This window comes from Streptomyces galbus (genome assembly GCF_005280195.1).
Taxonomy (GTDB): Bacteria; Actinomycetota; Actinomycetes; order Streptomycetales; family Streptomycetaceae; genus Streptomyces; species Streptomyces galbus.
Window position 1 is genome coordinate 145,195 of the sequence record NZ_SZPR01000018.1, and the last position, 10,292, is coordinate 155,486.

The 10,292-nt window shown below is 74.7% G+C and carries 9 protein-coding genes; 6 read left to right on the plus strand and 3 right to left on the minus strand.

The genetic code is table 11. From position 1 onward, the window contains the following. Positions 1-17: 17 nt before the first annotated feature. Positions 18-2,303: a helix-hairpin-helix domain-containing protein gene (locus E4U92_RS21840; RefSeq protein WP_137302136.1), complete on the minus strand. Its 2,286-nt coding sequence runs from the start codon at positions 2,301-2,303 to the stop codon at positions 18-20. Further along, on the minus strand, positions 2,300-3,286 hold the full coding sequence (locus tag E4U92_RS21845) for an aldo/keto reductase (RefSeq protein WP_137302137.1): 987 nt from the start codon (positions 3,284-3,286) through the stop codon (positions 2,300-2,302). The genes E4U92_RS21840 and E4U92_RS21845 overlap by 4 nt, the downstream gene beginning before the upstream one ends. A 198-nt stretch (positions 3,287-3,484) precedes the next feature. Between E4U92_RS21845 and E4U92_RS21850 the strand changes: the two genes are divergently transcribed. Further along, positions 3,485-4,540: an LLM class F420-dependent oxidoreductase gene (locus E4U92_RS21850; protein ID WP_137302138.1), complete on the plus strand. Its 1,056-nt coding sequence runs from the start codon at positions 3,485-3,487 to the stop codon at positions 4,538-4,540. Positions 4,541-4,790: 250 nt separating this feature from the next. Then, positions 4,791-5,579: a ferritin-like domain-containing protein gene (locus tag E4U92_RS21855; protein ID WP_137302139.1), complete on the plus strand. Its 789-nt coding sequence runs from the start codon at positions 4,791-4,793 to the stop codon at positions 5,577-5,579. Positions 5,580-5,585: 6 nt separating this feature from the next. On the opposite strand, the gene corA is transcribed toward E4U92_RS21855, so the two are convergent. Then, positions 5,586-6,581 carry a magnesium/cobalt transporter CorA gene (corA, locus tag E4U92_RS21860; RefSeq protein WP_137302140.1) on the minus strand — a complete coding sequence of 332 codons (996 nt, stop codon included), beginning with the start codon at positions 6,579-6,581 and terminating at the stop codon, positions 5,586-5,588. A gap of 86 nt (positions 6,582-6,667) precedes the next feature. Here corA and E4U92_RS21865 point away from each other — a divergent pair, with 86 nt between their 5' ends. The 4 genes from E4U92_RS21865 to mshC all read left to right on the plus strand — a co-directional run bounded on the left by E4U92_RS21865 (position 6,668) and on the right by mshC (position 10,239). Beyond that, entirely contained in the window at positions 6,668-7,354 is a 687-nt protein-coding gene (locus E4U92_RS21865) for a histidine phosphatase family protein (protein WP_137302141.1), read from the plus strand. A gap of 87 nt (positions 7,355-7,441) precedes the next feature. Then, entirely contained in the window at positions 7,442-8,032 is a 591-nt protein-coding gene (locus E4U92_RS21870) for a DUF3090 domain-containing protein (RefSeq protein WP_137302142.1), read from the plus strand. Beyond that, a complete protein-coding gene (locus E4U92_RS21875; RefSeq protein WP_137302143.1) occupies positions 7,996-8,838 on the plus strand; it encodes an SCO1664 family protein in 843 nt (280 codons plus the stop codon). Before E4U92_RS21870 ends, E4U92_RS21875 begins: the two co-directional genes overlap by 37 nt. A 171-nt stretch (positions 8,839-9,009) precedes the next feature. After that, the gene (mshC, locus tag E4U92_RS21880) at positions 9,010-10,239 is read left to right on the plus strand and encodes a cysteine--1-D-myo-inosityl 2-amino-2-deoxy-alpha-D-glucopyranoside ligase (RefSeq protein ID WP_137302144.1); all 1,230 of its coding nucleotides are present in this window, start codon (positions 9,010-9,012) and stop codon (positions 10,237-10,239) included. The last annotated feature ends 53 nt before the right edge of the window (positions 10,240-10,292 follow it).

The window sequence follows — 10,292 nt, forward strand, 5'->3', positions numbered from 1 at the left end:
CGCCGGGGGACCGGCGGCTACTGCGCCGCCGGGACCTGGGTCCGCAGCAGCACCGGCAGGCGGGTCGTGCGGGGCTTCGCGGTGACCTCGGCGACCGCCCTCGGCAGGGCCTGCTCGACCCCGTGGACCACGGACAGGTGCCGCTCGCCCCGGCCGAAGGCCGTGTACACCCACGGCCGGGACAGGGCCTGCGCGGCGTCTCCCGGCAGCACGACGACCGCCGCCGGCCAGCGGCTGCCCACGGCCTGGTGCGCGGTCAGCGCCCACCCGTGCCGCACGGCCTGCTCGACCCGCTCCTTCGGTACGACGACGGCGCCGTCCGCGCAGGACAGGTGCAGTCCCTCGGCGTCGGCCCCCACGACCTGACCCGGCACCGTACGGCCCGGGGCGGGGGAGTAGGCCACGCGGTCACCGGGGTCGAAGCCGCCGAAGCGGCCGGGACCGGGATTCAGCCGTTCCTTCAGGGCCGCGTTCAGCACGCGGGTGCCGGCCGCGCCGCCGTGGCCCGGGGTGATCACCACCGTGTCCTCGGGGGGCACCCCGAGGGCCCGCGGCACCGAGTCGGCGACGAGCTGCACCGTGCGGTGCACGGCCTCGCCCGCGTCCCGGACCGGGACGATCACGATCTCCTTGCCGGGCGCGTCGACCTGGTTCAGCTCGCCGATCCCGACGCCCGAGACCAGCTCGCCGAGGGGGCCGGGGTCCGGGGTGCGGGAGGCGACCTGGGGGCAGGTGCGCGCCGCGAGGAGGTCGGCGAAGACGCGGCCCGGCCCGGCCGACCCCAGCACGGCCGGGTCGCCGCTGAGCACCAGGCGCGCCCCGTCGGGCAGCGACTCCACGACCATCGCGGCGCTCTCCACGTCGAGCTGCGGCGCGTCCAGCACGACCAGCACGTCGAGGTCGAGGGCGCCCTCCGCGTCGCGGCCGGGGCCCTCGGTGCCGGCGAGCAGGCCCGGGACGGTGACCACAGGGTCCTCGGCGCCCAGCAGGGCCGCGAACCGGCGCCGGCCGTCCGGGGTGTGGCAGGCGGCGACCGCGCGCAGGCCGAGGCCGCGGGCGACGGTGAGCAGCGCGGCCGGCTCGGCGCGGGCGGCCTCGCCGCCGGTGTGCAGCACCAGGCCGTGCCCGGCGACGGCGCGGATCAGCTCGGCCGTGCTGCCGGAGGCCGCCGCCGCGGCCGCCTCCCACTCGGCGGAGGGCTCCGTGGACACAGGGGCCAGGGAGTTGACGATGCGGGCCAGGCCGTCGGCCAGGCTCTCCTCCGCGAGCGCGTACCGCTCGAGCCCCACCAGGACCCGGACCGGCCGCTCCTCCTCGGCGTCCTCCGGCTCGCCCTCGGCGTCGTCCGCCGCGGCCGGCGGCGCGGAGGGGGCGGCGGCCGACGGGGCGGTGCCGGGACGGGCGCCCGGCTCGTCCAGGGCGTCCTGGAAGACCAGCGCGTCGCCCTCGGCCAGCGTGCTCTGCACGGCGGTGTCGGCGTCGGGCACGCCCTGGCGGGCCAGCGCGGTGGCGAGCGCCGACAGCTCCAGCGCGGTGTGCCCGGCCAGGGCGGCCTGCTCCAGCAGCCACACCGTCACCGCCCGGGCCCGGCGCTCGTCGTCCGGCCGGCACTCGGCGCCCAGCAGGGCCCGCGCGAACCCGTCGGCCTGCTCCGGACGCACCCCGGCGACCCGCAGGAGCTGCCAGGGGTCCTCGCGCAGCAGGTCCTCCGCGCCCTCGCCGAGCGCGGCGGCCACCTGCGGGGCGAGCGCCTCGGGCGCGCTCCCGTCCGCCAGCACCCGGCGCACGCCGTCCACGGTGTGCGGCGCGGGGGCGTCGGGCGCCGCGGGCGCGGCCGGCACGGGCTGCGGTCGTCGTACCGGTTCCGGCGCGGGGCGGCGCGGGGCGGGCCGCGGCTCGGCGAACACGGCGGCCACGGGCTTCTCGCCGCTCTCCACGGCCCGTACGGCGGCGAGCAGGTCGGCGGCCTGGCCGCTCAGCTTGGTCCCGCTGGCGATGGGACCCTTCTTCTCGGCCTTGCGCTGCTCGATCCGCTCCCGCTCGAGCTTCTGCGCCAGCAACTCGGCCTCGGCCTCACTGAGCTGGGGGGAGCCCTCGGCGTCCGCCCCGCCCGCTTCCGCCGCGCCCGCGTCCGCCCCGCCCGCTTCCGCCGCGCCCGCGTCCGCCCCGTCCGCTTCCGTCGCGCCCGCCCCGCCCGCTTCCGCCGCGCCCGCGCCCGCGCCGTCCGTCGGCGTGCCGCTCCGCACGGCGTCCTCCGGCTTCCCCGGCTCGGCGCTCTCCGTGGTCTCCGGCTCCGTGCTCACAGCGTGCTCCAGTCGTGATCGGGATAGCGGTGCACCGGCGCCGACACGTCGTCGAGCGCCCGGCAGATCTCGTCAGGAAGACTAAGCGCCTCCACTGACAACGCCGCCGTGAGCTGCTGCGCGGTGCGCGCGCCGACGATCGGGGCGGCCACCCCGGGCCGGTCGCGGACCCAGGCGAGGGCGACCTGGAGCGGGGTCACCGCGAGCCCGTCCGCCGCGGTGGACACGGCGTCCACGATCCGGCCGGCCGTGTCGTCGAGGTAGGGCTCCACGAAGGGCGCGAAGTGGTCGGAGGCACCGCGCGAGTCGGGCGGCAGGGCGTCGGCGCGGTACTTGCCGGTGAGCACCCCGCGCCCCAGCGGGGAGGAGGGCAGCAGCCCGATGCCGAGGTCGAGCGCGGCCGGCAGCACCTCGCGCTCGATGCCGCGCTGGAGGAGGGAGTACTCCATCTGCGTGCTGGCCAGCCGGGTGCGCGTGCCCGGCTGGGCGAGCTGCCAGGTGGCCGCCTTGGCGAGCTGCCAGCCGCAGAAGTTGGACACCCCGGCGTAGCGGGCCCGGCCGCTTGCGACCGCGATGTCGAGGGCCTGGAGGGTCTCCTCCAGCGGGGTCGACGGGTCGTAGGCGTGCACGTGCCAGACGTCGACGTGGTCGGTGCCGAGCCGGGCCAGGGAGGCGTCCAGCGCCGACAGCAGGTGGCCGCGGGAGCCGTCGAAGCGGCGGTCGGGGTCGGGCACGCTGCCCGCCTTGGTGGAGATGACCAGGTCCCGGCGCGGCACCAGCCCCTCCACGAGCCGCCCGAGCAGGTACTCCGCCTCCCCGTCGCCGTACACGTCCGCCGTGTCGACGAGGGTGCCGCCGGCCTCCCAGAACGTCTTCAAGAGGTCCGCGGCGTCGTGCTCGTCCGTGTCGCGGCCCCACGTCAGGGTGCCGAGCCCGATGCGGGACACGCGCAGGCCGGTACGGCCGAGATGCCTCTGCTCCATGGACGCCGAGATTACTGGCCAGGGGTGCGCCGTGGGTTGCCTGTGGACAACCGGATCCGCGGCCGGACCGGGCCGGTTCCGCGCAGGTGGGGCGACCTCCGGCGGGCGCGACGCTCGCCACATCGTCTGCCCGTCGCCGGGCCCCCGCGCTAAGGTCTCCGCGACAGCGTCGTTACTGATCGGTAAGGGGATGCGGCCATGCAGCTCGGGATCAACCTCGGCTACTGGGGTGCCGGAATGGACGCGGACAATCTCGCCGTGGCCCGCGAGGCCGACCGGCTCGGGTACGCCGTGTGCTGGGCGGCCGAGGCGTACGGCTCGGACGCGGCCACCGTGCTGAGCTGGGTCGCCGCGCAGACCGAGCGGATCGACGTCGGCTCGGCCATCTTCCAGATCCCGGCCCGCCAGCCCGCGATGACCGCGATGACCGCGGCCACCCTCGACTCCCTGTCCGGCGGCCGCTTCCGCCTCGGCCTCGGCGTCTCCGGGCCGCAGGTCTCCGAGGGCTGGTACGGCGTCAAGTTCGACAAGCCGCTGGCCCGCACGCGCGAGTACGTCGAGATCGTCCGCCGCGCGATGAGCCGCGAGCGGCTGACGTACGACGGCGAGCACTGGACGCTGCCGCTGCCCGGTGGCCCCGGCAAGCCCATCAAGCTGACCGTGCACCCGCAGCGCGAGCACATCCCGCTGTACATCGCGGCCATCGGCCCGAAGAACCTGGAGCAGACCGGCGAGATCGCCGACGGCGCCCTGCTGATCTTCCCCTCCGCCGAGCACCTGGAGGACACGGCGCTGAAGCACCTGCGCGCGGGCCGCGAGAAGGCGGGCCTGACGATGGAGGGCTTCGACGTCTGCCCGACGGTGCCGCTCGCGGTCGGCGACGACCAGGACGTGACCCGGCTCGCCGACACCTTCCGCCCCTACACCGCGCTGTACGTCGGCGGCATGGGCAGCGCCAAGCAGAACTTCTACAACCAGCTCGCCCGGCGCATGGGCTACGAGCAGGCCGCCGCCGAGGTCCAGGAGAAGTACCTCTCCGGCGACAAGGAGGGCGCCGCGGCGGCCGTGCCGCACGAGCTGATCGACCGCACGACGCTGCTGGGCTCGGTGGACCGGATCGCCGACCGGATGAAGGCCTACGCCGCCGTCGGCGTCACCACGCTCACCCTGGCCCCGGCGGGCTTCACGCTCGACGAGCGGCTGGCCTCGCTGCGGGCGGGCGTCGAGGCGCTGGAGCGGGCCGGACTCGCCTGACGGGCCCGGACCGGCGCCTCGGGAGGAGGCTTTCAGCGGCCGTGGTGGGGGCTCGGGGGTCTTCCCCGCCACGGCCGTCACCCTCCTAACGCGCCGGACCGCGGGCGGTTACGCCGCGGACGGGGCCCACGGGTCGCCCGTTCGGCGCAGCCGAACCGGCACTGCTGTTGCGGGCCGCGGCGGGTCGCACTTGACTCGTTGTTCGCGGAGTCCCACGCAACCGTGCGGAACGCGGAGAGGTGCCCCGACGATGCTTTCGGCCAAGAGTCTGTTCCAGGAGATCCTCGACCACGACGAGTCCTACGCGCTGTTCTGCTCCATCGCCGCCGGCGGCGAGGCCCAGGGCGGCTGGGAGAACGCCCGGATCGCCGCGCTGGCCCCGCCCGCGGAGCGCGCCCTCGCCCTCAAGATCGCCCGCCACGGCGCGGACGAGGACAAGCACGGGCGCATCTTCACCGCCCTGCTGCGCAAGCGGGGCCTGCAGCCGGTCCCCGTGCCGCCCGAGACCGACTACACGATGCTCCTGGAGCGCCACGGCATCGGCCTGCCGCACGACAGGCTCAAGGCCGAACAGCCGCTCACGGTCGAGGACGTCGTCACCTACCTCGCCCACAGCCGGGTCACCGAACAGCGCGCCTCCGAGCAGATGCGGCTGCTGCGCAAGCACTTCGCCGACCACCCCGACCTCGGCCGCGCGGTGCGGCAGATCTCCCAGGACGAGGACAACCACCTCGCCTACTGCCACGAGGAACTGCTCCGCCTGGCCCGCGCCGGCCACGGCCGCACCATCCAGCGCACCCTGCGCACGTGCGCCCTCGCCGAGATCCGCGTCTACCGCGACGTCAGCCTCGCCGTCATGTCCCACATGGGCCGCATCCTCCACTGGCCCCGCCCCAAGGCGGCACTCCTCGCCCTCGGCATCCACGCCGTCCACGCCTGGGAACGCCTGGCGGGCTGGCGCCGCATGACCACCCTCACGCCCCCCTCGATCAAGAACGCCCTGGGCACCCCACCGAGCCCGGTACCCGAGACGGCCTGACGCCCGTCACAGCCATCCCCGGCGTTTGAACAGTCGGTACAGGAAGCCCACCAGGCCCGCCATCAGGGCGATCACCGCCGGGTAGGACCACACCCAGTGCAGTTCCGGCATGTGGTCGAAGTTCATGCCGTAGATGCCCGCGATCATCGTGGGGACCGCGGCCATGGCCGCCCACGCGGAGATCTTCCGCATGTCGTCGTTCTGGCGGACGCTCATCTGCGCCAGGTGCGCCGACAGGACGTCGGAGACCAGGCGGTCCAGGCCCTCCACGGACTCGTTCACGCGCGTGAGGTGGTCGCTGACGTCGCGGAAGAAGGGGCGGGCCTTGTCGTTCACGAACGGCACCCCGCCGTTGGCCGATGCGGTGCCCGCCAGCCGGCTCAGCGGCGGGGCCAGCGGGACCGTCGCCCGGCGGAACTCCAGCACCTGCCGCTTGAACGTGTAGATCCGCGACGCGGTGTTGCGCGAGCCGCCCGAGGCGGGCGAGAACACCTCCGCCTCCAGCTCCTCCAGGTCGTTCTGCAGCTCGGTCGCCACGTCCAGGTAGTGGTCCACGGTGGCGTCGGCGATGGCGTACAGCACCGCCGTCGGGCCCTTGGCCAGCAGATGCGGCTCGTGCTCCAGACGGCGCCGCACCGCCGCCAGCGGCGCGCCCTCGCCGTGCCGGACGGTCACCACGAAGCCGTCGCCGAGGAAGACCATCACCTCGCCGGTGGACACCGCGTCGCTCTTCGGCTCGTACACCACCGGCTTGAACACCACGAACAGGGAGTCGTCGTACACCTCCAGCTTGGGCCGCTGGTGGGCGTTGAGGGCGTCCTCCACGGCCAGCGGGTGCAGGCCGAACTCCTCCGCGACCGTGTCGAACTCGCCCCCCGTGGGCTCATGCAGCCCGATCCACACGAAGCCGCCCGCCGCCCGCGCCTCGTCGAGCGCGTCGGAGAAGTCCCCGGGCCCCTCCCTGCGGCGCCCGTCACGGTAGATGGCGCAGTCCACGATCACGAAGTGCTGTTCCTTCCCGTCCGCCTACCCGGTCCGTCTTTCCCCGGTCCGCCGGCGCACACCCGCGTGCGCCTACCCTGGGCGGCATGCCCACGCTGATCCTCGTCCGGCACGGACGGTCCACCGCCAACACCTCGGCCGTGCTCGCCGGCCGGACCCCCGGTGTCGCCCTCGACGAACGCGGCCTCGAACAGGCCGCCGCGCTGCCCGGACGGCTCGCGGACCTCCCGATCGCCGAGGTCGTCACCAGCCCCCTGCAGCGCTGCCGGGAAACCCTCCAGCCGCTCCTCGACGCCCGCCCGGGCCTGCCCGTGCACACCGAGGAGCGCATCAACGAGTGCGACTACGGCGACTGGAGCGGCCGCAAGCTGGCCGAACTGACGGACGAACCCCTCATGCAGGTCGTCCAGGCCCACCCCTCCGCCGCCGCCTTTCCCGGCGGCGAGTCCATGCGCGGCATGCAGAGCCGCGCCGCCGAGGCCGTACGCGAGTGGAACGCGCGCGTGGAGCGCGACCACGGCGCCGACGCCGTCTACCTGATGTGCTCCCACGGCGACATCATCAAGTCGCTCGTCGCCGAGGCGCTCGGACTCCACCTGGACCTCTTCCAGCGGATCTCGGTGGAACCGTGCTCCGTCACCGTGATCCGCTACACCCGGCTGCGCCCCTTCCTGGTGCGCCTCGGAGACACCGGCGACTTCGCCTCGCTCGTGCCTCGGCAGGAGCCGCCCGCCGAGGACGCCACGGTCGGGGGCGACGCGGGCGCACGGTGATCGTCCGCCGCAGTAGGGTGAAGCGGTCCGCACGCGCGCGTTCACGCATGGACGTTCACGTATTCACGATTCCCATGGAGACAGGACGTGTCCCGTCAGGTGTTCCTCTACGACCCCCCGGACCGCTTCGTGGCCGGTACGGTCGGACTGCCCGGGCGCCGTACCTTCTTCCTCCAGGCGACCGCCGGCACCCGTGTGACCAGCGTGGCCCTGGAGAAGACCCAGGTCGCAGCGCTCGCCGAGCGCATGGACGAGCTGCTGGACGAGGTCGTACGCCGTAGCGGCGGCAGCGCCGCCGTCCCCGCGGTGGCGCCCGCCGAGAACCCCGACACCGCTCCCCTCGAGACGCCCGTCGAGGAGGAGTTCCGGGTCGGCACCATGGCCCTCGCCTGGGACGGCGAGGAACAGCGCATGATCGTCGAGGCACAGGCCCTCGTGGAGCTCGACGCCGAGTCCGAGGAGGACCTCGCCGAGGCCGAGGAGCGGCTCCTGCAGGACGAGGAGAACGGGCCCCCGATGCTGCGGGTCCGGCTCACCGGCGCCCAGGCCCGGGCGTTCGCCAAGCGCGCCCTCGACGTCGTCAACGCCGGCCGGCCGCCGTGCCCGCTGTGCAGCCTGCCGCTCGACCCGGAAGGACACGTATGTCCGCGCCAGAACGGATACCGCCGCGGGGCGTGACGACCACCGACCCGGCCGCCGCCGACCTCCTCGCGCGCGGGGAGCTCACCGTGCGCGGCCGCATCAGCGACGCCTCCAACGCGGCCCTGTACTGCACCGTCGCCCACGACGGCCGCGAGGCCAACTGCATCTACAAGCCCGTCGCCGGCGAGCGGCCCCTGTGGGACTTCCCCGACGGCAACCTCGCCCGCCGCGAGGTCGCCGCCCACCTCGTCTCCGAGGCGACCGGCTGGGGCCTCGTGCCGCCCACCGTGCTGCGCGACGGACCGTACGGCGAGGGCATGTGCCAGCTCTGGATCGAGGTGGCCGGCGAGGACGAGGCTTCCGACCTGCTGGCGCTGGTGGACGCCGAGGAGCCCGGGCCGGGCTGGAAGGCCATCGGCTTCGCCGAGGTCGGCGAGGGGCGCACCGCGCTGCTCGTGCACGCCGACGACGAGCGGCTGCGCCGGCTCGCCGTGCTCGACGCGGTGATCAACAACGCCGACCGCAAGGGCGGCCACCTGCTGCCCACCGCCGCCGGGCGGCTCTACGGCATCGACCACGGCGTCACCTTCCACGTCGAGGACAAGCTGCGCACCCTCCTGTGGGGCTGGGCGGGGGAGCCCCTGACCGGCGAGGCCCTGGACGTCCTCAAGGGCCTCAGGGGCGCCCTGGAGCCCGACGGGCACCTCACCGCGTCCCTCGCCGGCCTCCTCACGCCCGCCGAGGTCGACGCCACCCGCGCCCGGGTCGAGGCCCTGCTGTCCTCCGGCCGCCACCCGGAGCCCGGCGGGGAGTGGCCCGCGATCCCCTGGCCACCCGTATAGCCGCACCAGCGGACAGAAGCTCCCGAGCCGGGATCCTCCGCCCCGAACCGGTGCGTACCGCCGTACAGCTGCCCCGCCTGCACATCCGCCAGGAATCCACAAGAACGCCTTCCCGGTCATCCGGACCGCACCGGTTCGTATACCGAACTCCGGTCCGGTTAGGCTCATGACATGCATGCCTGGCCCGCTTCCGAGGTCCCCGCCCTGCCTGGTCAGGGCCGCGACCTGAGGATCCACGACACCGCGACCGGCGGCCTGGTCACCCTCGACCCCGGTCCCGTCGCCCGCATCTACGTCTGCGGCATCACGCCGTACGACGCCACCCACATGGGGCACGCGGCGACGTACAACGCGTTCGACCTCGTCCAGCGCGTGTGGCTCGACACCAAGCGGCAGGTCCACTACGTCCAGAACGTCACCGACGTCGACGACCCGCTGCTGGAGCGCGCCCAGCGGGACGACATCGACTGGGTCGCCCTCGCCGAGAAGGAGACCGCCCTCTTCCGCGAGGACATGACCGCCCTGCGGATGCTCCCGCCGCGCCACTACATCGGCGCCGTCGAGGCGATACCCGGCATCGTGCCGCTGGTGGAGCGCCTGCGGGAGCTCGGCGCCGCCTACGAGCTCGAGGGCGACGTCTACTTCTCCGTCGAGTCCGACCCCCACTTCGGCCAGGTCTCGCGCCTCGACGCCGCCGCCATGCGGCTGCTGTCCGCCGAGCGCGGCGGCGACCCCGACCGGCCCGGCAAGAAGAACCCGCTCGACCCGATGCTGTGGATGGCCGCCCGCGAGGGCGAGCCGAGCTGGGACGGCGGCTCGCTCGGCCGCGGCCGCCCCGGCTGGCACATCGAGTGCGTCGCCATCGCCCTGGACCACCTCGGCATGGGATTCGACGTCCAGGGCGGCGGCTCCGACCTGGCCTTCCCGCACCACGAGATGGGCGCCTCGCACGCCCAGGTGCTCACCGGCGAGTTCCCCATGGCCAAGGCGTACGTCCACGCCGGCATGGTCGCCCTGCACGGCGAGAAGATGTCCAAGTCCAAGGGCAACCTGGTCTTCGTCTCGCAGCTCCGCCGCGACGGCGTCGACCCGGCCGCCATCCGGCTCGCCCTGCTCGCCCACCACTACCGGGCCGACTGGGAGTGGACCGACCAGGTGCTCGCCGACGCCCAGGCCCGCCTCGGCCGCTGGCGGGCGGCGGTGTCCCGGCCCGACGGGCCGTCCGCCGACGCCCTGGTGGAGGAGATCCGCGACGCCCTGGCCACCGACCTGGACGCCCCGGCCGCGCTGGCCGCGGTGGACCGCTGGACGGACCTCCAGGACGAGCGGGGCGGCACCGACACCGCCGCCCCCGGCGTCGTCTCCCGTGCCGTGGACGCCCTGCTGGGCGTCGCGCTCTGAGCGACGCCCGGTCCCCGGACACGCCGAGGGGCGCGCTTCCCGCGGGAAGCGCG

Coding starts and splice junctions, on each gene's coding strand:
- E4U92_RS21875 (WP_137302143.1), top strand. CDS start 7,996: ATGTCCGCGCCAGAACGGATACCGCCGCGGGGCGTGACGACCACCGAC.
- mshC (WP_137302144.1), top strand. CDS start 9,010: ATGCATGCCTGGCCCGCTTCCGAGGTCCCCGCCCTGCCTGGTCAGGGC.
- E4U92_RS21855 (WP_137302139.1), top strand. CDS start 4,791: ATGCTTTCGGCCAAGAGTCTGTTCCAGGAGATCCTCGACCACGACGAG.
- E4U92_RS21865 (WP_137302141.1), top strand. CDS start 6,668: ATGCCCACGCTGATCCTCGTCCGGCACGGACGGTCCACCGCCAACACC.
- E4U92_RS21845 (WP_137302137.1), bottom strand. CDS start 3,286: ATGGAGCAGAGGCATCTCGGCCGTACCGGCCTGCGCGTGTCCCGCATC.
- E4U92_RS21850 (WP_137302138.1), top strand. CDS start 3,485: ATGCAGCTCGGGATCAACCTCGGCTACTGGGGTGCCGGAATGGACGCG.